21 protein-coding genes are annotated in these 25839 nt (G+C 62.7%); 16 read left to right on the top strand and 5 right to left on the bottom strand.

Going from position 1 to position 25839, the window contains the following annotated elements:
- Positions 1-14: 14 nt before the first annotated feature.
- The 4 genes from AC5O5R_RS04815 to AC5O5R_RS04800 all read left to right on the top strand — a co-directional run bounded on the left by AC5O5R_RS04815 (position 15) and on the right by AC5O5R_RS04800 (position 4905).
- The gene (locus AC5O5R_RS04815) at positions 15-977 is read left to right on the top strand and encodes a FecR family protein (protein ID WP_172224375.1); all 963 of its coding nucleotides are present in this window, start codon (positions 15-17) and stop codon (positions 975-977) included.
- A gap of 125 nt (positions 978-1102) precedes the next feature.
- The gene (locus AC5O5R_RS04810; RefSeq protein WP_494515015.1) at positions 1103-3703 is read left to right on the top strand and encodes a TonB-dependent receptor; all 2601 of its coding nucleotides are present in this window, start codon (positions 1103-1105) and stop codon (positions 3701-3703) included.
- Positions 3704-3844: 141 nt separating this feature from the next.
- Positions 3845-4438 carry a biliverdin-producing heme oxygenase gene (locus AC5O5R_RS04805; RefSeq protein ID WP_494515014.1) on the top strand — a complete coding sequence of 198 codons (594 nt, stop codon included), beginning with the start codon at positions 3845-3847 and terminating at the stop codon, positions 4436-4438.
- 53 nt (positions 4439-4491) lie between these two features.
- Complete coding sequence (locus tag AC5O5R_RS04800; protein WP_172231835.1) at positions 4492-4905, top strand: YbaN family protein; 414 nt, start codon at positions 4492-4494, stop codon at positions 4903-4905.
- Here the strand turns inward: AC5O5R_RS04800 and arcD (AC5O5R_RS04795) are convergent.
- Positions 4885-6312 (bottom strand): arginine-ornithine antiporter, encoded by a 1428-nt coding sequence (arcD, locus tag AC5O5R_RS04795; protein WP_494512137.1) that lies wholly within the window; start codon positions 6310-6312, stop codon positions 4885-4887. The genes AC5O5R_RS04800 and arcD (AC5O5R_RS04795) overlap by 21 nt on opposite strands.
- 432 nt (positions 6313-6744) lie before the next feature.
- Here arcD (AC5O5R_RS04795) and arcD (AC5O5R_RS04790) point away from each other — a divergent pair, with 432 nt between their 5' ends.
- From arcD (AC5O5R_RS04790) to gcsR, 6 genes are all read left to right on the top strand, one after another.
- Entirely contained in the window at positions 6745-8172 is a 1428-nt protein-coding gene (gene arcD, locus AC5O5R_RS04790; protein ID WP_172288498.1) for an arginine-ornithine antiporter, read from the top strand.
- 33 nt (positions 8173-8205) lie between these two features.
- Positions 8206-9459, top strand: a complete 1254-nt coding sequence (gene arcA / locus AC5O5R_RS04785; RefSeq protein ID WP_172288496.1) for an arginine deiminase — start codon at positions 8206-8208, stop codon at positions 9457-9459.
- A 69-nt stretch (positions 9460-9528) separates the two neighbouring features.
- Positions 9529-10539, top strand: coding sequence for an ornithine carbamoyltransferase (locus AC5O5R_RS04780; RefSeq protein WP_172219258.1), 1011 nt, complete (start codon positions 9529-9531; stop codon positions 10537-10539).
- 182 nt (positions 10540-10721) lie between these two features.
- Complete coding sequence (gene arcC / locus AC5O5R_RS04775) at positions 10722-11651, top strand: carbamate kinase (RefSeq protein WP_494515013.1); 930 nt, start codon at positions 10722-10724, stop codon at positions 11649-11651.
- 56 nt (positions 11652-11707) lie between these two features.
- Positions 11708-12076 (top strand): DUF5064 family protein, encoded by a 369-nt coding sequence (locus AC5O5R_RS04770; protein ID WP_172219254.1) that lies wholly within the window; start codon positions 11708-11710, stop codon positions 12074-12076.
- Positions 12077-12261: 185 nt separating this feature from the next.
- Positions 12262-13770 (top strand): transcriptional regulator GcsR, encoded by a 1509-nt coding sequence (gcsR, locus tag AC5O5R_RS04765; protein ID WP_172219252.1) that lies wholly within the window; start codon positions 12262-12264, stop codon positions 13768-13770.
- Positions 13771-13883: 113 nt separating this feature from the next.
- Here the strand turns inward: gcsR and AC5O5R_RS04760 are convergent, their stop codons facing one another.
- Positions 13884-14381: a RidA family protein gene (locus AC5O5R_RS04760; RefSeq protein ID WP_494512135.1), complete on the bottom strand. Its 498-nt coding sequence runs from the start codon at positions 14379-14381 to the stop codon at positions 13884-13886.
- 78 nt (positions 14382-14459) lie between these two features.
- Positions 14460-15851 (bottom strand): NAD(P)/FAD-dependent oxidoreductase, encoded by a 1392-nt coding sequence (locus AC5O5R_RS04755; RefSeq protein WP_218584422.1) that lies wholly within the window; start codon positions 15849-15851, stop codon positions 14460-14462.
- A 603-nt stretch (positions 15852-16454) separates the two neighbouring features.
- Here AC5O5R_RS04755 and gcvH point away from each other — a divergent pair.
- From gcvH to AC5O5R_RS04725, 6 genes are all read left to right on the top strand, one after another.
- Positions 16455-16838, top strand: coding sequence for a glycine cleavage system protein GcvH (gene gcvH, locus AC5O5R_RS04750; RefSeq protein ID WP_172288869.1), 384 nt, complete (start codon positions 16455-16457; stop codon positions 16836-16838).
- 11 nt (positions 16839-16849) lie between these two features.
- Positions 16850-19705 carry an aminomethyl-transferring glycine dehydrogenase gene (gene gcvP / locus AC5O5R_RS04745; protein ID WP_494515012.1) on the top strand — a complete coding sequence of 952 codons (2856 nt, stop codon included), beginning with the start codon at positions 16850-16852 and terminating at the stop codon, positions 19703-19705.
- 142 nt (positions 19706-19847) lie between these two features.
- Complete coding sequence (locus tag AC5O5R_RS04740) at positions 19848-21224, top strand: L-serine ammonia-lyase (protein WP_494515011.1); 1377 nt, start codon at positions 19848-19850, stop codon at positions 21222-21224.
- Between the two features lie 27 nt (positions 21225-21251).
- Complete coding sequence (gcvT, locus tag AC5O5R_RS04735; RefSeq protein ID WP_172287838.1) at positions 21252-22373, top strand: glycine cleavage system aminomethyltransferase GcvT; 1122 nt, start codon at positions 21252-21254, stop codon at positions 22371-22373.
- Between the two features lie 358 nt (positions 22374-22731).
- The gene (locus AC5O5R_RS04730) at positions 22732-22944 is read left to right on the top strand and encodes a cold-shock protein (RefSeq protein ID WP_172219240.1); all 213 of its coding nucleotides are present in this window, start codon (positions 22732-22734) and stop codon (positions 22942-22944) included.
- A 97-nt stretch (positions 22945-23041) separates the two neighbouring features.
- Positions 23042-23530 (top strand): RDD family protein, encoded by a 489-nt coding sequence (locus AC5O5R_RS04725; RefSeq protein ID WP_172219238.1) that lies wholly within the window; start codon positions 23042-23044, stop codon positions 23528-23530.
- Between the two features lie 89 nt (positions 23531-23619).
- On the opposite strand, the gene lptG is transcribed toward AC5O5R_RS04725, so the two are convergent.
- Together lptG and lptF are read right to left on the bottom strand one after the other, a co-directional pair.
- A complete protein-coding gene (gene lptG / locus AC5O5R_RS04720; RefSeq protein WP_172219236.1) occupies positions 23620-24681 on the bottom strand; it encodes an LPS export ABC transporter permease LptG in 1062 nt (353 codons plus the stop codon).
- Complete coding sequence (gene lptF / locus AC5O5R_RS04715; RefSeq protein WP_172219234.1) at positions 24674-25789, bottom strand: LPS export ABC transporter permease LptF; 1116 nt, start codon at positions 25787-25789, stop codon at positions 24674-24676. Before lptF ends, lptG begins: the two co-directional genes overlap by 8 nt.
- Positions 25790-25839: the final 50 nt, after the last annotated feature.

Below are 25839 nucleotides of genomic sequence, written 5' to 3'. Positions count from 1 at the left end.
TTCAAGGATTCACCGTGACCGACAGCCCCGCCCCTCGCCCGTCACCCGCCGGGCCTAGCGCCCGTGCTCGTGCCATGGACGAGGCGCTGGACTGGCTGGTACGCCTGCAATGCGCGGATGCACAAGATACCCAGGCCTTTGAAGCCTGGCTTTGCGCTGCACCTGAAAACGCCGAGGCGTATGTCGAGGCAGAGGCCCTGTGGAACGGTAGCCCGCTGCATCAGGTGGCCGGGCACCTGCACCAGCAAAAACGCCGCTCCTGGAGAGGGCGCCTGCGCAGCCACTGGAAACCCATGGCTACCGCCGCGGTGTTGCTGGTGGGCCTGTTCACCCTGGGCAACCTGCCCATGCGCCTGCAGGCCGACCACCTCACGGTGGTTGGCGAGCGCCAGCGCTTGCAACTGGATGACGGCGCGAAAGTGTTGCTCAATACCAATTCGGCCTTCGCCAGCGACCTGCGCGACGGCCGCCAGGTGGCGCGGCTGCTGCAGGGCGAGGCGTATTTCCAGGTGCCCGATGGCGCGCGGCTGCCACTGGAAGTGCAGGCCGGACCATTGCGTGCGCAAGTACGCGATACCGACTTCGCCGTGCGTTACGTCGACGGCGAGGCGCAGGTGCGGGTGCAGCGCGGCGATGTCGACCTGCAAGGCGGCCGTGACCAGCGTATCCGCCTGAGCGCTGGCGACAGCATCAACGTAGGGCCGCAGGGCTTCGGTCAGCGCCAGCGCCCCGACATGCACAAGGACCTGGCCTGGATCGACGGCCGCCTGGTGTTCGAGAACTGCCCGCTGAGCCAGGTGCTGGCCGAGGTGCGCCGCTACTACCCGGGCTGGATCATCAATCGCAACACGCAGCTCGAGGACGTAGCGGTCACCGGCAACTATCGCCTCGACCAACCGCTGGAAACCCTGCGGGCCCTGGCTCACATCACCTCTGCGCAACTGCACGAGTACCCTGCGCTGGTCATTCTCGACTGACCTGAAATTATTTTTACGCGACTGCGCTACCCCGCCCGTCTCGTTATAGCCAATGCAACTGATTCTTGTTTGATAACGAGAACAGCCATCACCTATAACAGTCCGCGCGTCTGGGAGCGCTTTCGATGTCCACAGGTCCTACCCGCTCGTCCATCCTTCCTCGCCGCACAGGGCAATTGTCCCTGTTGACCCTGGCCCTGCTCGCCAGCGGCGCCTGCAGCCTGCCAGCGCTGGCTGCAGGCTCCGCTGGGGAGCAGGGCCAGGCCAGCAGCCCGCGCATCGGTGACTACCGCTTCAGCATCGGCCAGCAGCCGCTGGTGTCGGCAATCAACGCCTTCAGCCAGGTCACCGGCTGGCAGGTCGGCTTCAGCGCCGAGCTGGCCGACGGCGTGGCGTCGCCGGGGGTGCAGGGCGCGCTACCGGCGGAAGCCGCACTCAAGCGCCTGCTCAACGGTACCGGCCTGGGCTTTCGCAAGATCAGTAACGGCAATGTGGTGCTCGAGCGCCAGGCCGGCGGCAATGTGGTAGCCCTGCAACAGGTCACCGTCAGCGCCACCCGCAGCGCCCAGGACGCAAGCCAGGTGCCTAGCACCGTCAGCGTGCAGACCCGCGAGCAACTGGACCGGCAGAACGTCAACAACATCCAGGACCTGGTGCGCTACGAGCCGGGTGTGTCGGTGGCCGGCACCGGCCAGCGCAGCGGCCTGAACGGCTACAACATTCGGGGTATCGACGGCGAGCGGATCCTTACCCAGGTCGACGGAGTGTCGATCCCTGACAGCTTTTTCTACGGCCCGTACGCCCAGACCCAGCGCAACTACGTGGACCCGGAGATCGTCAAGCGCGTGGAAATCCTCCGCGGCCCGGCTTCGGTACTGTATGGCAGCAACGCCATCGGCGGCGCGGTCAGCTACTTCACCCTCGACCCGGACGACATCATCAAGCCCGGCAAGGACGTGGGTGCGCGCCTGAAGACCGGCTACAGCTCGGCTGACGAAAGCTGGCTGACCTCTGCCACCGTCGCCGGCCGCCAAGGCGATGTCGACGGCCTGCTGCACCTGAGCCAGCGCAACGGCCACGAAACCGAAACCCACGGTAGCCACAGCGGTGACGGCCTGTCGCGCACCGAAGCCAACCCGATGGACGTGCGCACCACCAACGTACTGGCCAAGCTGGGCTGGAACTACGCCGACGATGCCCGCCTGGGCTTCACCTTCGAGCGCTACAAGGATGACCGCGACCAGAACATCCTCAGTGCGGTGGGCGGGCCGTTCATTCCTGGCTTCGGTGGCATGGGCTACTACAAGGCGCGCAATGGCAACGACACCATCACCCGCGAGCGCTACGGCATCAACCATGAGTTCGGCCTGGATTCGCGGGTCGCCGACCATGTGAAGTGGAGCCTGAACTACCAGATCGCCAAGACCGACCAGCACACCGAAGAAGTCTATGCGCCGCCTGGCCGTCAGGTACTGCGAACCCGCGACACTACCTACAAAGACCGCCAGTGGGTGTTCGACGCCCAGCTGGACAAAGCCTTCAGCATCGGCGCCACCGACCACCTGCTGACCTATGGCATTACCCTCAAGCATGAAAAGGTCACCGGTTCGCGCAGCGGCACCGGCACCTGCCTGACCGTGGGCGCGGGCTGCTCCGCCGTCGGTGCCGAACGCCCGGCAGACGGCCAGGTGCTGGTCAGCGACTTCCCGGACCCGACGGTGAACACCTACAGCCTGTTCATGCAGGATGAAATCCGCTGGAACAACTGGACCTTCATGCCCGGCGCACGCTACGACTACACGCGCATGGAGCCCACGTTCACCGAGGAGTTCCTGCGTGGCCTGGAGTCCACCGGCACGGCGCCGACGTCGCAGGACGACTCGGACAAGAAGTGGCACCGCGTGTCGCCCAAGTTCGGCCTGACCTATGCCTTCAACGACAACTACACCTGGTACGGCCAGTACGCCGAAGGCTTCCGTACACCGACCGCCAAGTCCATGTACGGCAAATTCGTCAACCTCGAGGAAGGCTACCGCGTAGAAGGCAACCCGGGCCTCGAACCGGAGAAGAGCAAAAGCTACGAAACCGGCCTGCGTGGCAACTTCGTCGCCGGCAACTTCGACGTGGCGGTGTACTACAACAAGTACCGCGACTTCATCGACGAAGACGCCGTGCAAAGCGCCAACCTGGAGCAGACCTTCCAGGCCAACAACATCAAGCACGCCACCATCAAGGGTGCCGAGGTCAAGGGCCGCCTGAACCTCGACCACTTCGGTGCACCTCAGGGCCTGTATACCCAGGGTTCGATCGCCTACACCTACGGCCGCAACGATGATACCGGCCAGCCGCTGAACACCGTCAACCCACTGAAGGGCGTATTCGGCCTGGGCTACGAGCAACAGAACTACGGCGGCCTGCTGAGCTGGACGCTGGTCAAGCGCAAAACCCGGGTGGACGACGGCACCTTCTATTCGCCTGACGGCTCGACCTCGAAGTTCCGCACCCCGGGTTACGGCGTGCTGGACCTGACCGGCTTCTACAAGGTCACCGACGACGTGACCATCAACGCCGGGTTGTACAACCTCACCGACAAGAAGTACTGGCAGTGGGATTCGGTCCGCAGCTACGACGGCCAGGGTGAGGCCGCGGTGACCCAGCCGGCCAACATCGACCGCCTGACCATGCCGGGGCGCAACTTCGGTATCAATGTGGTTTGGGATATCTGATTTCTACCGCCTGTGCCGGCCTCTTCGCGGGTTCACCCGCGAAGAGGCCGGCACAGGCAACACAAACTCCGGTTTTTTTACTGTCCCGCCCACACTGTTTCGTCTTGTATCTAGACGCCCCCCTTTTCCAAGGACTGCCCCATGACCGACCGCCCAGCCCTGCGCTCCCAGCGCCTGAACCAGATCACCCACGCCCCGCACGCCGAGCTGGATGCCCTGGTCAAAGCCCACGCACCCTTCGACAGCCGCGAAAGCTTCGCCCGCTTCGTGGTCGCCCAGTACCTGTTCCAGTCCGAGCTGCAAGCCCTGTACAACGACCCGCACCTGATCGCCATCGTCCCCGACCTGGCCGAGCGCTGCCGTGCCGACCAGGCCCGCCTGGACCTCGCCGACCTCGACACCGAAGTGCCGGCCGCCGTGCCGGGCGCCCTGGGCACCACCAGCCTGGGCGAAGCAATGGGCTGGATCTTCGTCTCCGAAGGCTCCAAACTGGGCGCTGCGTTTCTGATCAAGCGTGCCGTGGCCCTGGAATTGTCCGACAGCTTCGGTGCCCGCCACCTGGGCGAACCGGCCGGCGGCCGTGCCGAAGGCTGGAAGCAGTTCACCCGCATCCTCGATGGCCTGGCGCTGTCGGCCGAAGAGGAAGCCGCTGCCGAGCGTGGCGCAGTCGCCGCCTTCGAGCGCTTCACCGAACTGCTCAAGCACGCCTATGCTGTGGATGCCGCGCTGGTTTGATACGCCGTACCCGGCCACCCTTCCGGTGGCCGAACCGTTTTTGCAGTGAGACCATGACCCAACCCGCCCGCTCGAAACTCGCCCGCCTGCTGTACGGAATCCTGGCTTACGTGAGCCTGGGAATCGGGTTGGTCGCGATCGTGATCCCCGGCCTGCCGACCACCGAGTTCATCCTGCTGGCCGCCTGGGCCGCCACGCGCAGTTCGCCGCGCCTGTCAGCCTGGCTGGAAAACCACCGGCTGTTCGGGCCGATCCTGTACAACTGGCGCAATGGCAAGGTGATCCAGCGCCGGGCCAAGGTCAGCGCGACCATCAGCATGTTGCTGTGTGCAGGCCTGATGCTGACCTTTCTGGAACACCACTGGCCGGTGTTTCTGGCCATCGCCGGCATGACCCTGGGCAACCTGTGGATCTGGTCGCGCCCGGAGCACGCCTGCCCTGCCCCGTCACAGGCTCAGCAGCCCTGAGTAAAGGGCATAGGCGGCCAGCGCGGCACCCGCCAGCACGGCGGCAAAAATCAGCTTTTCCCAGTGCGTGAACAAAGCCTGCCCCTGTTCACGCTTGGCCCTGGCGAACAGGATCACACCGGGGGCGTACAACAGCGCCGACAGCAGCAGGTACTTGAGCCCGCCGGCGTACAGCAGCCACACCGCATATAGCAAGGCAACCACCGCCACCAGCAAGTCCTTGCGCCGCAGCCCAGGCTGCCCGGCATAGGTTTCTGCGCGTGCCGCCAACAGCACGGCATAGGCCGCCGACCACAGGTATGGCACCAGGATCATCGACGAGGCCAGGTAGATCAGGCTGGTGTAGGTGCCCGCCGAAAACAGCGTGATCAGCAGAAAGCCCTGAATCATGCAGTTGGTCAGCCACAGGGCATTAGCGGGCACCTGGTTGGCGTTTTCCTTGGTCAGAAAGCGCGGCATGGTCTTGTCGCGCGCAGTGGCGTAAAGGATTTCGGCACACAACAACGCCCATGAAAGCAGCGCGCCAAGCAGCGACACCGCCAGCCCGAGGCTGATCAGCAAGGCGCCCCAGGGCCCGACGATATGCTCCAGCACCGAGGCCAGCGACGGGTTCTGCAACCCGGCCAGCTCCGGCTGGGTCATTACCCCCAGCGACAACACGTTGACCAGCACCAGCAGCGCCAGCACGCCGAGAAAACCAATGACCGTGGCCTTGCCCACGTCCGAACGGCGCTGGGCTCGCCCGGAATACACGCTGGCGCCCTCAATGCCGATGAACACGAACACGGTCACCAGCATCATGTTGCGCACTTGCTCCAGCACGCTGCCGAACTGCGGGTTGCTCAGGCCCCAGATGTCCCGGGTGAAGATATCGGCGCGAAAGGCAAATGCCGCGATGACCACGAACATCACCAGCGGCACTATCTTGGCCACGGTGGTGACCTGGTTGATGAACGCCGCCTCCTTGATGCCGCGCAGCACCAGGAAGTGCACTGCCCACAGCAGCAGCGAGGCGCAGCCGATGGCGATGGGCGTATTGCCTTCACCAAATACCGGAAAGTAGAACCCCAGGGTGCTGAACAGCAGCACGAAGTAGCCGACGTTGCCCAGCCAGGCGCTGATCCAGTAGCCCCAGGCCGACGAAAACCCCATGTAGTCGCCGAAGCCGGCCTTGGCATAGGCGTACACCCCCGAATCCAGCTCAGGCTTGCGGTTGGCCAAGGTCTGGAACACGAACGCCAGGGCCAGCATGCCGACCGCGGTGATCCCCCAGCCGATCAGCACCGCGCCGACATCGGCACGCGCCGCCATGTTCTGCGGCAGCGAGAAGATACCGCCACCAATCATCGAGCCGACCACCAGCGCGATCAATGCGCCCAGGCGCAGCTTTTGTCCAGGTTCGCTCATGGTCCTACCTTGTCACCTGTTGTCATCCGCCTGAAACAGTCAGGCGGTACTTGAAGATAGTGTTACTTATATTAAAGCGAGGCACCCACGCTAGCGCTGTCATAACTGCTTTATCTATGCAGATCCATTGTAAAAATTAGCAGCTAGTCAGCAACTAGAAAAGAAATTGATAAAACTCGAAATTCTTGTGAAAAATTTGCGAAAGCGGAAAAAACGGCTAGCGTCAAGCATCGCAGGCTGAACGGAGCGTTTGCTCTAGAAAGACATGGAGGTGCCAGCGCAAAAGGCCTGCAGCAAAAGCTGTCGGCACTCTCCAGGAGCACCGTGAAGGAAATTTCCTACTTCACGACGCCATTAACTGACCCACGTCAGCGAACGGCACAGGCGACGGATTTATGCTGTCGTCAACTTTCTCCTGGCAGGAGTTGTTAAATGTCTGATTCATCCGGAAAATTAAAACTCGGCGCGTTAGTTGCACTTGTCGTCGGCTCGATGATTGGTGGCGGTATCTTCTCGCTGCCACAAAACATGGCCGCCAGCGCGGGAGTTGGCGCGGTGCTGATCGGCTGGGGCATTACCGCGGTCGGCATGCTGACCCTGGCATTCGTGTTCCAGACCCTGGCCAACCGCAAGCCTGACCTGGATGGCGGGGTGTACGCCTACGCCAAGGCCGGTTTCGGCGACTACATGGGCTTCTCGTCCGCCTGGGGCTACTGGATCAGTGCCTGGCTGGGCAACGTCGGTTACTTCGTGCTGCTGTTCAGCACATTGGGCTACTTCTTCCCGATCTTCGGCGAAGGCAACACCCCGGCCGCCATCATTGGCGCATCGGTGCTGCTGTGGGCAGTGCACTTCCTGGTACTGCGTGGCATCAAGGAGGCGGCGTTCATCAACCTGGTCACCACCGTGGCCAAAGTGGTGCCACTGGTCCTGTTCACCCTGATCTGCCTGTTCGCGTTCAGGCTCGACATCTTCACCGCCGACATCTGGGGCAAAGGCACGCCCGAGCTGGGCAGCGTGATGAGCCAGGTGCGCAACATGATGCTGGTCACCGTGTGGGTGTTCATCGGCATCGAGGGCGCGAGCATCTTCTCGTCACGGGCGGAAAAGCGCGCTGACGTGGGCAAGGCCACGGTCATCGGCTTTGTCACCGTGCTGTTGTTCCTGATGCTGGTCAATGTGCTGTCGCTGGGCATCATGACCCAACCGGACCTGGCCAAACTGCAGAACCCGTCGATGGCCGCGGTACTGGAACATGTGGTCGGCCACTGGGGGGCGGTGCTGATCAGCGTCGGCCTGATCATCTCGCTGCTGGGAGCACTGCTGTCGTGGGTGCTGCTGTGCGCCGAGATCATGTTCGCCGCAGCCAAGGACCACACCATGCCGGAGTTCCTGCGCCGCGAGAACGCCAACCAGGTGCCGGCCAACGCCCTGTGGCTGACCAATGCCATGGTGCAGATCTTCCTGGTGATCACGCTGTTCTCCAGCAGCACCTACCTGTCGCTGATCTACCTCGCCACTTCGATGATCCTCGTGCCTTACCTGTGGTCGGCGGCCTACGCCTTCCTGCTGGCGCTACGCAGCGAAACCTACGAACAGGCCCTGGCCGAACGCAAGAAAGACCTGGTCATCGGTGGCATCGCCCTGCTGTACGCCATCTGGCTGCTGTATGCCGGCGGCGTGAAGTACCTGCTGCTCTCGGCCCTGCTCTACGCACCTGGCGCGATCCTGTTCGCCAAGGCCAAGCGTGAGATCGGCCAACCCATTTTCACCAACGTGGAAAAACTGATCTTCGCAGCCGTTGTCATCGGCGCCCTGGTGGCAGCCTATGGCCTGTATGACGGCTTCCTGACCCTTTGACCCACGTCTTCGTTCAATTGGAGGAATGAAACCATGTCCGCTGAAAAACAGAAGTACGGTGTCCACTCCGAAGCCGGCAAACTGCGCAAAGTGATGGTTTGCGCCCCGGGCCTGGCGCACAAGCGCCTGACGCCGAGCAACTGTGACGAGCTGCTGTTCGACGATGTGATCTGGGTCGACCAGGCCAAGCGTGACCATTTCGACTTCGTGACCAAGATGCGCGAGCGCGGCGTGGATGTGCTTGAAATGCACAACCTGCTGACCGACATCGTGCAGCAGCCCGAAGCGCTGAAGTGGATCCTCGATCGCAAGATCACCCCCGACACCGTGGGTGTCGGCCTGACCAACGAAGTGCGCAGCTGGCTCGAAGGCCTCGATCCACGCCACCTGGCCGAGTTCCTGATCGGCGGTGTGGCTGGCCAGGACCTGCCGCAGAGCGAAGGCGCCGATGTGGTCAAGATGTACAACGACTACCTGGGCCACTCCAGCTTCATCCTGCCACCGCTGCCCAACACCCAGTTCACCCGCGACACCACCTGCTGGATCTACGGCGGCGTCACGCTGAACCCGATGTACTGGCCGGCGCGCCGTCAGGAAACCCTGCTCACCACCGCCATCTACAAGTTCCACAAGGAGTTCACCGGCGCCGACTTCGAGGTGTGGTACGGCGACCCGGACAAGGAGCACGGCAATGCCACCCTTGAAGGCGGTGACGTGATGCCGATCGGCAATGGCATCGTGTTGATCGGCATGGGTGAGCGCACCTCGCGCCAGGCCATCGGCCAGCTGGCGCAGAGCCTGTTTGCCAAAGGCGCGGTGAAGGAAGTGATCGTCGCCGGGCTGCCCAAGTCTCGCGCCGCGATGCACCTGGACACCGTGTTCAGCTTCTGCGACCGCGACCTGGTCACGGTCTTCCCGGAAGTGGTGAAAGAGATCGTACCGTTCATCATTCGCCCGGACGAGGGCAAGCCGTACGGCATGGATGTACGCCGCATCAACAAATCGTTCATCGAGGTAGTGGGCGAGCAGCTTGGCGTCACCCTGCGCGTGGTCGAGACCGGCGGCAACAGCTTTGCCGCCGAGCGCGAACAGTGGGATGACGGCAACAACGTGGTTGCCATCGAGCCAGGGGTGGTCATTGGCTACGACCGCAACACCTACACCAACACCCTGCTGCGCAAGGCCGGTATCGAGGTGATCACCATCAGCGCCGGCGAACTGGGCCGGGGCCGCGGCGGCGGCCACTGCATGACCTGCCCGATCGTGCGCGACCCTGTCGACTACTAACGACCATTGCCCCCGGCCGCGCTCACAAAGCCGCGGCCGGTGTGTTCACCAAACTCAAGGAGAAATGTCATGGCGTTCAATATTCACAACCGCAACCTGCTCAGCCTGGAGCACCACACCACCCGCGAGCTGCGCTACCTGCTGGACCTGTCCCGCGATCTCAAGCGCGCCAAGTACACCGGGACCGAGCAGCAGCACCTGAAAGGCAACAATATTGCCCTGATCTTCGAAAAAACCTCCACCCGTACCCGCTGTGCCTTCGAAGTGGCGGCCTATGACCAAGGCGCCAACGTCACCTACATCGACCCCAACTCGTCGCAGATCGGCCACAAGGAAAGCATGAAGGACACCGCCCGCGTACTCGGACGCATGTACGACGCCATCGAATACCGTGGCTTCAAGCAGGAAATCGTCGAAGAGCTGGCAAAGTTCGCCGGTGTACCGGTGTTCAACGGCCTGACCGACGAATACCACCCCACCCAGATGATCGCCGACGTGCTGACCATGCGTGAGCACAGCGACAAGCCGCTGCACGACATCAGCTACGCCTACCTGGGCGACGCGCGCAACAACATGGGCAACTCGCTGCTGCTGATCGGCGCCAAGCTGGGCATGGACGTGCGCATTGCCGCGCCCAAGGCGCTGTGGCCGCACGACGACCTAGTCGAGCGCTGCCAGAAGTACGCCGAAGAAAGCGGCGCGCGCATAACCCTCACCGAAGACCCGAAAGCCGCCGTCAAGGGCGTGGACTTCGTGCACACCGACGTGTGGGTATCGATGGGTGAGCCGATCGAGGCCTGGGGCGAGCGCATCAAGCAGCTCAAGCCGTACCAGGTGAACGCCGAGCTGATGAAGTCGACCGGCAACCCACGCACCAAGTTCATGCACTGCCTGCCGGCGTTCCACAACTCCGACACCAAGGTCGGCAAGCAGATTGCCGAGCAATATCCGGACCTGGCCAACGGCATCGAAGTGACCGACGACGTGTTCGAGTCGCCGGCCTGCATTGCTTTCGAGCAGGCGGAAAACCGCATGCACACGATCAAGGCGATCCTGGTATCGACCCTGGCTGACTTGTAAGGGCTGACTCGCCAGGCCGGGCGACTACGATCCCCTGTGGGAGCGGGTTCACCCGCGAATGCGTCGGCAGCACCAGCACCTTAACCCTGGGCTGACGCCTTCGCGGGTAAACCCGCTCCCACAAGGGGGCTGTGATATCCGGTCCAGAGCAGCGCTCCCTCTTTCGTTAAAGGACATTCCTCATGCGTATCGTTGTTGCATTGGGCGGCAACGCCCTGCTGCGTCGCGGCGAGCCGATGACCGCTGACAACCAGCGCGCCAATATCCGCACCGCCACCGAACAGATCGCCAAGATCCATCCTGGCAACGAACTGGTCATCGCCCACGGCAACGGTCCTCAAGTCGGCTTGCTGTCGCTGCAGGGCATGTCGTACAAGCCCGACGAGGCCTACCCGCTGGACGTGCTGGGTGCAGAAACCGAGGGCATGATCGGCTACATGATCGAACAGGAACTGGGCAACCTGCTGGCTTTCGAAGTGCCGTTCGCCACGCTTTTGACCCAGGTGGAAGTGGACGTCAACGACCCTGCGTTCAAGGACCCGACCAAGTTCATCGGCCCGGTCTACGGCAAGGAAGAGGCCGAGCGCCTGGCCAAGGAAAAAGGCTGGGTGGTCAAGGCAGACGGCGACAAGTATCGCCGCGTGGTGGCCAGCCCCAAACCCAAGCGCATCTTCGAGATCCGCCCGATCAAGTGGCTGCTGGAGAAGAGCAGCATCGTGATTTGCGCCGGCGGCGGCGGCATCCCCACCATGTACGATGAAAACCGCAAACTCAAAGGCATCGAGGCGGTGATCGACAAGGACCTGTGCTCGGCCTTGCTCGCAGAGCAGCTGGATGCCGACCTTCTGGTAATCGCCACGGATGTGGATGCGGCGTACATTGATTTCGGCAAGCCGACGCAGAAGGCCATCGCCCAGGCGCATCCCGACGAGCTGGAGAAGCTGGGCTTCGCCGCAGGCTCTATGGGGCCGAAGGTGCAGGCCGCCTGCGACTTTGCCCGCAACACCGGCAAGGTGGCGGTTATAAGCTCGCTGGAAAACATCGAGGATATCGTCAAGGGCACTGCCGGCACCCGGGTTTCCACCGCGAAGCCGGGGATAAGCTACCGTTGAATGCAGCGGGCGGGCCTGCGTGGCCCGCCGTTTTCGACCTTCCAAAGGAGCCTGCCATGGCCCAGTACCAGTCCGGTCATGTACACATCGAGCGCACTGCGCTGAACAGCAGCGACCACAGCTACGACCTCAACATTCAGTACGAAGCGGCGCAGGATCCCAGGGAAGGACGTGGCATTCAGTTTCACATGCATGGCAGCATCGAAGGCAAGCCGGTGGACGAAAAGTTTTTCCTGCCCAAGGATCAGGTGTTGCCCAGTTTCCTGATGGTGCTGAGCCGCAAGGCCCAGGCCCATCTGGCGCCACCAAAGAAATTCGAAACCCTTGGTTCACCGCACAAGATCTATGACCTGATGTTCGAAGACATTCGCACCAAGCTGGATGTGAAATCCGGTGACCCGATCAAGCCAGAACATCTGGAGTGAGCACCAGAATCGGGGGCTGCTTTGCAGCCCTTTGCGACACAAGGCCGCTGCTACAGATATAGCGCGACGCTTGAAACCGGCGCGCAGCCTGTAGGAGCGGCCTTGTGTCGTGATAGGGCCGCAAAGCGTCACCAGCGCTGTTAAGGCATACTACCGCCCTCCCTGGCCACCACTTCACCGTACCCATGCGCATCCACGTCAGCTTCATCGACCGCGTCGGCATCACCCAGGAAGTCCTTGCCCTGCTCGGTGCCCGCCACCTCAATCTGGACGCCGTGGAGATGGTCCCGCCGAACGTCTACATCGACGCCCCGACCCTCAGCCCCGCCGTACTTGAAGAGCTGCACGACGCACTGTTCGAAGTACATGGCGTGCAGTCGGTGGACGTGGTCGACATCCTCCCCGGCCAGCGCCGTCACCTGCAGCTCGATGCCCTGCTTGCCGCCATGAGCGACCCGGTACTGGCGGTAGACAGCGCTGGCAAGGTACTGCTGGCCAACCCGGCGCTGATCGAACTGTGCGGCCGCGAATCAGCCGGGCGTTCGGTGGGCGAGCTGTTCGACGACCCGGCGCTGCTGCAAGCGCTGCTGGACAACAATTTCCACCTGCCGATGCGTGAGATGCAACTGAACGGCCAAAGCCTGTTGCTGGACGCCATGCCGATCACCAACGCCGGTGGCCTGCTGACGCTGTACCCGCCGACCCGCATGGGTGAACGCCTGTCGGCCCTGCACCACGACCACGCCGAAGGTTTCGATGCCTTGCTCGGTGAGTCGCCGGCCATCCGCACCCTCAAAGCCCGCGCCCTGCGCGTGGCGGCACTGGACGCACCGCTGCTGGTGCATGGTGAAACCGGCACCGGCAAAGAGCTGGTGGCCCGTGCCTGCCATGCCATCAGCAGCCGTCACTCGGCACCGTTCCTGGCCCTGAACTGTGCTGCATTGCCCGAAAGCCTGGCCGAGAGCGAGCTGTTCGGCTACGCCCCCGGCGCCTTCACCGGTGCACAGCGCGGTGGCAAGCCCGGGCTGATGGAGCTGGCCAACCAGGGCACGGTGTTCCTCGATGAAATTGGCGAAATGTCGCCGTACCTGCAGGCCAAGCTGCTGCGTTTTCTCAGCGATGGCAGCTTCCGCCGGGTGGGCGGCGACCGCGAAGTGAAGGTGGATGTGCGCATCATCAGCGCCACCCACCGCGACCTGGAGCGCATGGTTGCCGAAGGCAGCTTCCGCGAAGACCTGTTCTACCGCCTCAACGTGCTCAACCTGCAGGTACCGCCGCTACGCGACCGTGGCCAGGACATCCTGATGCTGGCGCACTTCTTCATGCAGCAGGCCTGCACGCAGATCCAGCGCCCAGCTTGCCGGTTGACCCCGGCCACCCATTCGGCACTGCTGGCCAACCCCTGGCCGGGCAATGTGCGCCAGCTGCAAAACGTGATTTTCCGCGCGGCCGCCATCTGCGAGGGCAACCTGGTGGACATCGGCGACCTGGACATCGCCGGCACCTCGGTAGCGCGCGGGCAAGATGGCGAAGTGGCCAGCCTGGAGCAAGCCGTGGGCGATTTCGAACGTGAGCTGTTGCAGCGGTTATATGCCAGCTATCCCTCGACCCGGCAACTAGCCGGGCGCCTGCAAACTTCGCATACCGCCATCGCCCAGCGCCTTCGCAAATATGGAATACCGGGTAAAGGCTGACTGTAGTTGGAATAACCCGGTCGTTATTCAGGCTCTTCCTACGCCAGCCGGCTGTACGGGAAACAGCTGCCAGCCCCGGGCATGGCTAGCCCAGGGCTGGCGGGCAGCCTGGTTCAGGGACGAACTGCGGTAACTTCGATTTCGACACGCCAGGCAGGGTCGGCCAGGCCGGCGATCTGGAACGCCGAGCGCGCAGGAAGGACCGGCTGCTTGGCGGTTGGTCCGAAGAACTGGGTATAGCCAGCCATGAATCCGTCGAAGTCCATCTTCCCGCCGTTCTCCGGCCCGCCCACCAGGAATACCTGCATCTTCACCACGTCGGCAAGGCCAAGGCCCAGGTCTTTCAATTGCTGCTGAATGTTCTGCAGCACATTGATGGTTTGTGCCTTGGTATCTCCATAGGCTTCCAGCGAACCCTTGGGCGCATCAGGATGGATGACCGTCGGGACGGAACCACTCAGGTAGACGACCGTCTTCCCTGCAGGAACCTCTACTGCCGACGAAATAGGGAAACTGCCGGCGCCATGGCGCACGATGTCTTGTGCCTGCACGCTTGCGGCACCTGCGAGTGCCACGGCCATTGCTGCTGCAGTCTTGAAAGCGACTTTCATACTGTTCTCCTGATGATTGCCAAAAATATGCACGCATCGTCGATGCGTGCACGGGTCATTCCATTGCGCCAGGTGTGCTTAGAATCGATACAGGCTGAACGGTTTCGGGTCCAGCACAGGCGCTTTGCCAAGCAGCAAGTCCGCCGACAGTTCGGACGACACCGGGCTCTCCGTCATCCCCCACCCGGTTGCGGTATTGAGAACCAGGCCGGGGTACTCCTTGACCTGCGAAATGATGGGGTTCTCATCCGGTGCGATGGCCATCGCACCGCTCCACTGATCGATCAGTTTTGCATCGCTGAAAGCCGGGAATTCGACCTTGAGTTTTGCCAAAGACGCATTCAGCTCCGGCAGGTCCGGGGCCGCTGTCATCAACCGGTTTTTCTCGAAAGGCGAAACCTCGTCCAGTTTCCAGTGCGTGGGCTGGATGAACGAATCAATCAGCTGCTTGTTGAGCGAGATGTGCACCGGGAAGTCAGGGATGGCCAGCAAGGGCAGGTACTTGTAGCCGTACATGAACGACTCTTTCACCACGGGGGCAACCACGACGCGCGGCGAGGTGGCATAGGTACCGTCGGCCTGCTCGCGGAAGTAGATATTCCCTGGCAACGCAACGTTGCCGCCAGGCGCACGGGGCGCCGCACTGATGATCTGCTGGGACTGGTAAGCGGGCAAGGTAGGCACATCGACGCCCAGGTTCTGCATGAACAACCTCGACCACGCGCCGCCGGCCACTATCACACGCGAAGTGCGGATGGCGCCCTTCTCGGTCACCACGTCAGAGATGGCTCCTGCCTGGGTTTCCAGGCCCCTCGCGGCGCAGTGAGTGTAGATACGCACACCCGCTTTCCTGGCGTATTCCGCCATCACAAACGATGCGCGCTCGGCATCCAGGCTACCGGAATCTTCCTCGAAGCCTGCCACCGTCCAGCGCGATGCTGCACCACGCAGGCGCTGTTCAAGTTCATTGCCTTGAATGATGCGCGTATTGAACGGTATATCTGCTGCAACTTCGCGGGTTTTGACATCAATCCACTTTCTGACGCCTTCCAGGTCTTCTTCATCGAAGGGCACTTCAACCCGGCCTTGTGTGCGATAACTGGTATCTGCACCCACTTTGGCATTCATTTCTCGCCAGCGTTGTTTGGCAAGATGGTGCAACTGGAAAGTTGCATCCGGCATCTTGTAGGTCATGACCTGGCCATAGAACCGGCAGGACTGCTCACCGGCAATTTCACCTTTCTCAACAACAACTACCGAGAGGCCGCGCTCGACCAGATTGATTGCCGTCATCAGCCCCAGAATGCCCGCCCCTACAACGACCACATCTGCCTGTTTGGGGAGTGCGCCCTCGGTGCCTTCGACATAGCCAAACCGCGGTTTGCCAGGGATCAACCTGCCTTCGCGGGTCAGCAAGGGGGTAAGGATTCCCGCGCCTGCCACGACAGCCGCGACGCCGCCGCCGATCAATAGATTACGCCTCGTCATTCCCATGACACTTTCCTTTCCTGGTATTCGGTGTTGTTTGCATAAGCCCGGGCAGCCAGCCATCTGCCTGGCCGACAGACGTCCTGGCCAACTTCCTGACCAGCGCGTGGTGGCGGGCGGTGCAAATTGAAGGGGGGCTATTTTGGTGAGCGCCAGCGGGCAAACACATCGCTGAAGGCAAATACTTAGTTCAGCCATTTGAAAACTATCGTGCAGGTGACACAAATAGTTGATTTGGCGACATTAAATAGGAGAAAGAGCACAGTAATGCTGCGAGTTGTCAGGACTGTTTCAAGCAGCGTACTTGCCCGAATTCAACGCAGCGTATCGATTTGAATACACCGTACCGAAATCGATACAAGCTCGTTCGAATGCGCCCGCGCAAGGGTTTGATCCCCAAACCCTTTTCACCTGCTGCCCTTGCGTAGCGTTTTCGTTCCAGAAAAACCACGAAACGAACATGGGAAATACCTATCTCATTGTTTTATATGGTTTTTCCAAGATTGGCCGTGTTCTTGCTAGTAGATTATCAACCCAAGAGCGCGGAGCCACCGCGCCCAACGCCCTGCTTCCCGAGGATTCCCCATGAGCGAGTTGCGTTTCACTGAAGATCACGAATGGCTGCGCGTCGAAGCCGATGGCAGCGTCACCGTGGGCATCACCGCCTACGCCCAGAACGCCCTTGGCGATGTGGTTTTCGTGCAACTGCCCGAGTTGCAGCAGTATGAGAAAGGCAGCGAAGCCTCCACCGTCGAATCGGTGAAGGCTGCAAGCGGGGTGTACATGCCCCTGACCGGCGAAGTGGTCGAAGTCAACGGCCAGCTCGAAGACAGCCCGGAACTGGTCAACGAAGACCCGATGGGCGAAGGCTGGTTCTTCCGCTTCAACCCGGCCGACATGAGCGAAGTGACCGCCCTGCTCGACCAGGACGCCTACGACCGCCTGATCAAAGCCAACGACGACGCCTGAGGAACCCTGCCATGACCACCAACCTCGGCACCGCCAACGAGTTCATCGCCCGTCACATCGGCCCGCGCGCCGCTGACGAGCAGGCCATGCTCGCAGCACTGGGCTTCGACTCGCTGGAAGCCATGACCGCCGCAGTCATCCCCGACAGCATCAAGGGCACCAGCGTGCTTGGCTCGCATGACGGCCAAAGTGAAGCCGACGCGCTTGCCGCGCTCAAGGCCATCGCCGGCAACAACCAGCTGTTCAAGAGCTACATCGGCCAGGGCTACTACAACACCCACACCCCGGCACCGATCCTGCGCAACCTGCTGGAGAACCCGGCCTGGTACACCGCCTACACCCCGTACCAGCCAGAAATTTCCCAGGGCCGCCTGGAAGCACTGCTGAACTTCCAGACCCTGATCAGCGACCTGACCGGCCTGCCGATCGCCAACGCCTCCCTGCTCGACGAAGCCACTGCAGCGGCCGAGGCCATGACCTTCTGCAAGCGGCTGTCGAAGAACAAGACCAGCCACGCCTTCTTCGCCTCGGTGCATTGCCACCCGCAAACCCTTGATGTGCTGCGCACCCGTGCCGAGCCGCTGGGTATCGAGATCGTGGTCGGCGACGAGCGCGAACTGGGTGATGTCAGCGCCTTCTTCGGCGCCCTGCTGCAGTACCCGGCCAGCAACGGTGAAGTGTTCGACTACCGCGACGTGGTGCAGCGCTTCCACGCCGCCAATGCTCTGGTCGCCGTCGCCGCCGACCTGCTGGCCCTGACCCTGCTGACCCCGCCGGGCGAGTTCGACGCCGACGTGGCCATCGGCAGCGCCCAGCGCTTCGGCGTGCCACTGGGCTTCGGTGGCCCGCACGCGGCCTACTTCGCCACCCGTGACGCGTTCAAGCGCGACATGCCGGGCCGCCTGGTGGGCGTTTCTATCGACCGCTTCGGCAAGACTGCGCTGCGCCTGGCCATGCAAACCCGCGAGCAGCATATCCGCCGCGAAAAGGCCACTAGCAACATTTGCACCGCCCAGGTACTGCTGGCCAACATCGCCAGCATGTTCGCCGTCTATCACGGCCCGGCCGGCCTCAAGCGCATCGCCGAACGTACCCATGCCCTGACCGCTATCCTCGCCGCCGGCCTGAACACGCTGGGCGTGCAGGTGGTGGGCGCCAGCGCCTTCGACACCCTGACCCTGGCCACCGGCAGTTCCACTGCCGGCCTGCATGACCAGGCACGCGCCCAAGGCATCAACCTGCGCCAGGTCGACGCCGGCCACCTGGGCCTGTCGCTGGACGAAACCAGCAGCCAGGCGGATGTCGAGGCCCTGTGGCAGCTGTTCGCGGGCGACCAGGCCCAGCCAGATTTTGCCGCGCTGGCCGCCAGCACCGGCTCGCTGCTGCCTGCTGCCCTGCTGCGCCAGTCGGCCATTCTCGAACACCCGGTGTTCAACCGCTATCACAGCGAAACCGAGCTGATGCGCTACATGCGCCGCCTGGCCGACAAGGACCTGGCGCTGGACCGCAGCATGATCCCGCTGGGCTCGTGCACCATGAAGCTGAACGCCGCCAGCGAAATGATCCCGGTTACCTGGGCCGAATTCGGCAACCTGCACCCGTTCGCCCCTGCCGAGCAAAGCCAGGGCTACCTGCAGATGACCACCGAGCTGGAGGCCATGCTGTGCGCCGCCACCGGTTATGACGCCGTGTCGCTGCAGCCCAACGCCGGCTCCCAAGGCGAGTACGCCGGCCTGCTGGCGATCCGTGCCTACCACCGTAGCCGTGGCGAGGCGCACCGTGACATCTGCCTGATCCCGTCCTCCGCCCACGGCACCAACCCGGCGACCGCGCACATGGCCGGCATGCGCGTAGTCGTCACCGCCTGTGACGCCCGCGGCAACGTCGATGTCGAGGACCTGCGCGCCAAGGCCATCGAACATCGCGAGCGCCTGGCCGCGATCATGATCACCTACCCGTCGACCCACGGCGTGTTCGAGGAAGCGATCGGCGAGATCTGCGCGATCATCCATGACAACGGTGGCCAGGTGTACATCGACGGCGCCAACATGAACGCCATGGTCGGCCTGTGCGCCCCGGGCAAGTTCGGCGGCGATGTTTCCCACCTGAACCTGCACAAGACCTTCTGCATCCCCCACGGTGGCGGCGGCCCGGGCGTCGGCCCGATTGGCGTCAAATCGCACCTGGCGCCGTTCCTGCCCGGCCATGCGCAGCTGGAAAACACCACCGGTGCGGTGTGTGCCGCGCCGTTCGGCAGCGCCAGCATCCTGCCGATCACCTGGATGTACATTCGCATGATGGGCGGTGCCGGCCTCAAGCGTGCTTCGCAGATGGCAATCCTCAACGCCAACTACATCGCCCGCCGCCTGGAAGAGCACTATCCTGTTCTGTATACCGGCGGCAATGGCCTGGTGGCCCACGAGTGCATCCTCGACCTGCGCCCGCTGAAGGACACCAGCGGTATCAGCGTCGACGACGTGGCCAAGCGCCTGATCGACTTCGGTTTCCATGCTCCGACCATGTCGTTCCCGGTGGCCGGCACGCTGATGATCGAACCGACCGAAAGCGAGGCCAAGGAAGAACTGGACCGCTTCTGTGATGCGATGATCCAGATCCGCGAAGAAATTCGCGCCGTGGAGAACGGTAGCCTGGACAAGGACGACAACCCGCTGAAAAACGCCCCGCACACCGCGGCCGAACTGGTTGGCGAATGGACCCACGGCTACAGCCGCGAGCAGGCGGTGTACCCGCTGGCGAGCCTGGTCGAAAGCAAGTACTGGCCGCCGGTTGGCCGGGTCGACAACGTGTTCGGCGACCGCAACCTGGTGTGCGCCTGCCCGTCGATCGAGAGCTATCAGGACGCCTGATTCGACGCACTGGCCTCATCGCCGGCAAGCCAGCTCCCACAAGGGCTCCACTGCTGCAAAGGGTTGTGCATTACCTGTGGGAGCTGGCTTGCCGGCGATCGAGTGCGCAGCACTCGCCTTTACCTTCTGGAGGGAACGAGCAATGTCACTGAGCGTCTTCGACCTGTTCAAGATCGGCATCGGCCCCTCCAGCTCCCACACGGTCGGCCCGATGCGCGCTGCTGCGCGCTTCGCCGAAGGGTTGCGCCGTGATGGCCTGCTCGACCGCACTGTCACCGTCAAGGCCGAGCTGTATGGCTCGCTGGGCGCCACGGGCAAGGGCCACGGCAGCGACAAGGCCGTGCTGCTGGGCCTTGAGGGGGAACACCCTGACACGGTCGATACCGAAGCCATCCCCGCCCGCCTGCAGGCCATCCGCGACAGCGGTCGCATCAACCTGCTGGGCGAGCACAGCATCGCTTTCAACGAAAAACAGCACCTGGCGATGATCCGCAAGCCGCTGGCCTATCACCCCAACGGCATGATCTTCCGCGCCTTCGATGACGCCGGCCTGCAAATCCGCAGCCGCGAGTACTACTCGGTGGGCGGCGGCTTCGTGGTTGACGAGGATGCCGCCGGCCACGACCGCATCGTCGAGGACAGCACGGTGCTGGCCTACCCGTTCAAGACCGCCAGGGAACTGCTCGGCCATTGCACCGCGCAAAACCTCTCGGTCAGCCAGGTGATGTTGGCCAACGAAGCCGCTTGGCGCCCGGAGGCGCAAACCCGCGAGGGCCTGCTGCACATCTGGCAGGTGATGCAGGACTGCGTCGAAGCCGGCTGCCAGCATGAAGGCATCCTGCCCGGCGGGCTCAAGGTCAAACGCCGCGCCCCAGCGCTGTATCGCCAGCTTAGCCGTCACCCGGAGGCCAGCCTGCGCGATGCCCTTTCGGTGCTCGACTGGGTCAACCTCTACGCCTTGGCGGTCAACGAAGAAAACGCCTACGGCGGGCGCGTAGTCACCGCACCCACCAACGGCGCGGCCGGCATCGTCCCGGCAGTGCTGCACTACTACATGCGCTTCGTGCCGGCTGCCAGCGATGACGGGGTGGTGCGCTTTCTGCTCACCGCTGCGGCGATCGGCATCCTGTACAAGGAAAACGCCTCCATCTCCGGCGCCGAAGTGGGCTGCCAGGGCGAGGTCGGCGTGGCCTGCTCGATGGCCGCCGGGGCCCTGTGCGAGGTGATGGGTGGCAGCGTACAGCAGGTGGAAAACGCCGCCGAGATCGGCATGGAACACAACCTGGGCCTGACCTGCGATCCGATTGGCGGGCTGGTCCAGGTGCCTTGCATCGAGCGCAACGCCATGGGCTCGGTAAAGGCCATCAACGCGGTGCGCATGGCCTTGCGCGGCGACGGGCAGCACTTTGTGTCGCTCGACAAGGTCATCCGCACCATGCGCCAGACCGGCGCCGACATGAAAAGCAAATACAAAGAGACCGCCCGCGGCGGCCTGGCCGTCAACATCATCGAATGTTGACCAGACAACAACAGCAAGGAGTCACCGATGTCCGAAACACTGCTCAAGACCCCGCTGCACGCCCTGCACCTGGAACTGGGTGCACGCATGGTGCCGTTCGCCGGCTACGACATGCCGGTGCAGTACCCGTTGGGCGTGCTCAAGGAACACCTGCACACCCGCGAGCAGGCCGGCCTGTTCGATGTCTCGCACATGGGCCAGATCATGCTGCGCGGCAGCGATGCTGCCAGGGCCCTGGAAAGCCTGGTACCGGTAGATATCATCGACCTGCCGGTGGGCATGCAGCGCTATGCCATGTTCACCAATGAACAAGGCGGCATCCTCGACGACCTGATGGTTGCCAACCTGGGCGACGACACCCTGTTCCTGGTGGTCAACGCGGCCTGCAAGGACCAGGACCTGGCCCACCTGCAACAGCACATCGGCAAACGTTGCGACGTCCAGCCGCTGTTCGAGCAACGTGCCCTGCTGGCCCTGCAGGGCCCGGCAGCGGTCAAGGTGCTGGAGCGCCTGGCCCCGGAAGTCGCGGGCATGACCTTCATGCAGTTGCGCCCGATCAAACTGCTGGGTGAGGAATGCTATGTCAGCCGTTCGGGCTACACCGGCGAAGACGGCTACGAGATCTCGGTACCCGTCAACGCAGCAGAAGCCTTGGCCCGCCGCCTGCTGGCCGATCCGCAAGTACAGCCGATCGGCCTGGGTGCACGCGACTCGCTGCGCCTGGAAGCCGGCCTGTGCCTGTATGGCCACGACATGAACAGCGAGACCACGCCGGTCGAAGCCAGCCTGCTGTGGGCGGTTTCCAAGGTGCGCCGTGCCGACGGTGCACGTGCCGCAGGCTTCCCGGGGGCCGAAGCCATCTTCGCCCATCAACGCGACGGAGTGGCGCGCAAGCGCGTCGGGCTGTTGCCGCAGGAACGAACGCCCGTGCGTGAAGGTGCAGACATCGTCGACGCAAACGATAAACCTGTAGGCAAAGTGTGCAGTGGCGGTTTTGGTCCGACACTCGGCGCGCCTGTCGCAATGGGGTATATCGATAGCGAACATACCGCACTCGACACCCCGTTGTATGCAGTGGTGCGCGGCAAGAAGGTGGCCTTGAAAGTCAGTAAAATGCCTTTCGTGGCACAACGTTACTACCGTGGTTGAAACTGTTTTGTGAAGGTTATCGGGCAGCTTGGACATATTCGTTTTCGAACCTGCCCAATAACTTTTGAACATGGCGCCAGGCCAGGCGCCATGCCGTTTCCGACCATTCGGTCGGTTATCGGTAAACGGCCGGTTTTCCATACGACCAAGGGCTTGTTTTTCGCTCGGGAGTTGGCGTAGAGTCACTGCACTGTGTTTGCATGGGTCGCAACAGTTCGTGACCTGGGCCAGTAGCCGCGATCTGCTACAACCCGTTCGCCGTCTCTTACTTTCCTGCAACCCAGCCCAGTAATCTTTTGCCTACAATAAATGCAAAAGAAACTGTCATCAAAATTTAAGCTTCGTAGGAAACAAGACAATGGCTGAGCGTCTGAACGGTACCGTCAAGTGGTTTAACGACGAGAAAGGTTACGGCTTCATCACTCCAGAAAGCGGTCCGGATCTGTTCGTGCACTTCCGCGCTATCCAGGGCAACGGCTTCAAAAGCCTGAAAGAAGGCCAGAAAGTGACCTTCGTTGCCGTGCAGGGCCAAAAAGGCATGCAGGCTGACGAAGTCCAGGCAGAAGCCTGATAATCTTCGAAAAAGAGCCCCTGCGTTGACCCGCAGGGGCTTTTTTATGCCTGCAATTCCATAGAATGAGCCTTTGCCATTCGGAGCTGCCACGCATATGCCTACCCGTCACCTTCTCCCGCAGGGTGAATTCCCGCCCGTTGGCCTCGGCCGGCGTCTGGCTGCGATGTTCTACGATTTCCTGCTGTGTACTGCGCTGCTGATCGTTACCGCCGGCGCCTACAAGCTGATCCAGATGGCAATCATTGGCGAAGCGCGCATGCGCGAGCTGACCGAGGCTGGCGCACTGGATGGTGACCCGCTGCTATCGACGGTGCTGCTGTTCGCCTTGTTCGGCTTCTTTGCCAAGTTCTGGACCCATGGCGGGCAGACCCTGGGCATGCAGGTGTGGGGCGTGCGGGTGCAGAATGCCGATGGCTCGGCGATCAGCCTGTGGCAGGCACTGTTGCGCTTCGTGGTGTCGATCGCCTCGTGGCTATGCCTGGGGCTGGGGTTTTTCTGGGCGTTGATCGACAAGCGCAAGCGCGGGTGGCATGACATCTATTCGGAAAGCCAGCTGGTGCGGGTGCCGAAGCAGAAGAAGTGACTTGAGCCTTGTGTTGCCTGCTCCGGCGATAGGGCATCAGCCACAAAAAAGCCGACCCTGAGGTCGGCTATTTTGTACCGCTAAGGCAATCAACCTGCCCGGCGCAACAGCCAGACACCGGCCAGGGCACAGACCCCCGCCGGTATCACCACCGCCAGCAGCGGCGGGAAGCCGAACACCTGGCTCGATGGCCCCAGCAGGTCCTGGGCAATGCGGAACACGAAGCCCACCAGCACGCCGGTGAACACGCGCTGGCCGAGCGTTACCGAACGCAGCGGGCCGAAGATGAAGGAAATCGCCATCAGCACCAGCGCAGCGGTCACCATCGGCTGCAGCACCTTGGTCCAGAACGCCAGCCAGTAACGGGCATTGTTCAGGCCCTGGTCGGACAGGTAGTGAATGTAGTCCCACAGCCCGGTGATCGACAGCGATTCAGGGGCGAGGATCACGGTGTTCAGCAACTGCGGGGTAAGCGAAACATCCCAGCGCTCGTCGGGCGCCTTCACCACTTCGGTGTGGTCACCGCGGAAGAACGTGGTGCTGACATCGCTGAGCATCCAGTGATCGTCATTGTACTGGGCACGCCGGGCGAAGCTCGAGGTAACGATCTTGCGCTCGCTGTCAAAGCGGTAGCGGGTCACGCCCAGCAGCAGGCCGTTGGGCTGCACGGCGTTGATGTGCACGAATTCCTCACCTTGGCGGTGCCACATGCCGCGCTTGGAGCTCTGCGCTTCACCACCGCCCTGGGCCAGGGAACGATCGGCCTGGGCCTTGTTCTCGGTCACCGGGGCCACGTATTCGCCGATCAGCAGGCCGACCAGCATCAGCACCAGCATCGGCTTCATCACCGCCCAGACGATGCGGCCGATGGAAACCCCGGCGGCACGCATGATGGTCAGCTCGCTGCTGCTGGCCAGGCTGCCCAGGCCGATCAGGCAGCCGATCAGGGCCGCCATGGGCAGCATGTCGTACAGCCGCCGCGGGGCGGTCAGCAGAACAAAGTTGACCGCCTCCATCAGCGTGTAGGTGTCACTCAGGTCGCTCATCTCGTCGATGAACGCGAACAGCGAGGCCAGGCCGAGAATGATGCCCAGCACCGCCAGAATTGCCATCAGCACGCTCTGGCCGATGTAGCGGTCAAGCTTAGCCATGGGCCACCTCCGCACGACGGGCGGCGCGTTTCAGGCGCAGGGGTTCCCAGTACATCAGGCCCAGGCCGATCAGCAGGAACAGGCCGTGGACCCACCACATGCCCAGGGCGATCGGCAGTTTGCCCTTCTCGAGGGCGCCGCGTACGGAAATCAGCATTGTCAGGTAGGCCATGTACAGGAGAATTGCCGGCAACAGCTTGAGGAACCGGCCCTGGCGCGGGTTGGCCCGGGACAGCGGTACTGCCAGCAGGGTAACGACGAACACCAGGATGGGCAGCGACAGCCGCCATTGCAGCTCGGCGCGCTCACGCAGGTCGGTCTTGCCGAACAGATCCAGGGTCGGGATGGCTTCGCGTTCGGTCACTTCCTCGCTGACTTCCGGCTTGGGCAGCAGTACACCGTAGGTGTCGTACTTGATGGCGCGGTAGTCGGCCTGGCCCGGGTTGCCGTCATAGCGGTAGCCGTTTTCCAGTACCAGGTAGCGGTTGCCGTCGGCCTGGATTTCCTGGTGGCCTTTTTCGGCGACCAGTACCGAGGGGGCGCGGTCCTTGGTCTTGTCCTGGTTGAAGCGCTTCTCGGAGATGAACACGCCGCCCAGGTTGACGCGATCATCCGACAGCTGTTCGGTGTAGGTCACCCGCGAACCGTCGCGCAGGGTCTGGAAGCGGCCCGGCACCAGGGTATCGAACTCGGTCAGGGCATCCTGCTGGCTGATGATCTGCTGCACCTGAGCCACGCCCAGCGGCGCCAGGCTCAGGCTCAGCCAGGCGACCAGCAGGGCAACCAGCGCCGCCGGCGCCATGGTCATGCCCAGCAAGCGCTGCTGGCTCATGCCGGTGGCCGAGAGCACGGTCATCTCGCTTTCCAGGTACAGGCGCCCGTAAGCCAGGAGAATGCCGAGGAACAGCCCCAGCGGCAGGATCAGTTGCAGGAAGCCTGGCAGACGGAAGCCCATGATCAGGAACAGCACGCCCGGGTCGAGCACGCCCTGGGCAGCCTGGGCCAGGTACTTGATGAAGCGCCCGCTCATGATGATCACCAGCAGCACAGCGCTGACGGCGCTCAAGGTCACCAGGACCTCGCGGGACAGATAACGAAAGACGATCAAACCAGACACTCCTGGGTTGTCAGGGCGGACTGCCATGCAATGGCGCCAGA

This window comes from Pseudomonas sp. 8_5_2 (genome assembly GCF_059295255.1).
This window is presented reverse-complemented; position numbering and strand designations above follow the sequence as displayed.

Excerpts from the sequence above, each read along its gene's own strand:
- AC5O5R_RS04810 (WP_494515015.1), top strand. The coding sequence starts at position 1,103 with ATGTCCACAGGTCCTACCCGCTCGTCCATCCTTCCTCGCCGCACAGGG.
- AC5O5R_RS04805 (WP_494515014.1), top strand. The coding sequence starts at position 3,845 with ATGACCGACCGCCCAGCCCTGCGCTCCCAGCGCCTGAACCAGATCACC.
- AC5O5R_RS04800 (WP_172231835.1), top strand. The coding sequence starts at position 4,492 with ATGACCCAACCCGCCCGCTCGAAACTCGCCCGCCTGCTGTACGGAATC.
- arcD (WP_494512137.1), bottom strand. The coding sequence starts at position 6,312 with ATGAGCGAACCTGGACAAAAGCTGCGCCTGGGCGCATTGATCGCGCTG.
- arcD (WP_172288498.1), top strand. The coding sequence starts at position 6,745 with ATGTCTGATTCATCCGGAAAATTAAAACTCGGCGCGTTAGTTGCACTT.
- arcA (WP_172288496.1), top strand. The coding sequence starts at position 8,206 with ATGTCCGCTGAAAAACAGAAGTACGGTGTCCACTCCGAAGCCGGCAAA.
- AC5O5R_RS04780 (WP_172219258.1), top strand. The coding sequence starts at position 9,529 with ATGGCGTTCAATATTCACAACCGCAACCTGCTCAGCCTGGAGCACCAC.
- arcC (WP_494515013.1), top strand. The coding sequence starts at position 10,722 with ATGCGTATCGTTGTTGCATTGGGCGGCAACGCCCTGCTGCGTCGCGGC.
- AC5O5R_RS04770 (WP_172219254.1), top strand. The coding sequence starts at position 11,708 with ATGGCCCAGTACCAGTCCGGTCATGTACACATCGAGCGCACTGCGCTG.
- gcsR (WP_172219252.1), top strand. The coding sequence starts at position 12,262 with ATGCGCATCCACGTCAGCTTCATCGACCGCGTCGGCATCACCCAGGAA.
- AC5O5R_RS04760 (WP_494512135.1), bottom strand. The coding sequence starts at position 14,381 with ATGAAAGTCGCTTTCAAGACTGCAGCAGCAATGGCCGTGGCACTCGCA.
- gcvH (WP_172288869.1), top strand. The coding sequence starts at position 16,455 with ATGAGCGAGTTGCGTTTCACTGAAGATCACGAATGGCTGCGCGTCGAA.
- gcvP (WP_494515012.1), top strand. The coding sequence starts at position 16,850 with ATGACCACCAACCTCGGCACCGCCAACGAGTTCATCGCCCGTCACATC.
- AC5O5R_RS04740 (WP_494515011.1), top strand. The coding sequence starts at position 19,848 with ATGTCACTGAGCGTCTTCGACCTGTTCAAGATCGGCATCGGCCCCTCC.
- gcvT (WP_172287838.1), top strand. The coding sequence starts at position 21,252 with ATGTCCGAAACACTGCTCAAGACCCCGCTGCACGCCCTGCACCTGGAA.
- AC5O5R_RS04730 (WP_172219240.1), top strand. The coding sequence starts at position 22,732 with ATGGCTGAGCGTCTGAACGGTACCGTCAAGTGGTTTAACGACGAGAAA.
- AC5O5R_RS04725 (WP_172219238.1), top strand. The coding sequence starts at position 23,042 with ATGCCTACCCGTCACCTTCTCCCGCAGGGTGAATTCCCGCCCGTTGGC.
- lptG (WP_172219236.1), bottom strand. The coding sequence starts at position 24,681 with ATGGCTAAGCTTGACCGCTACATCGGCCAGAGCGTGCTGATGGCAATT.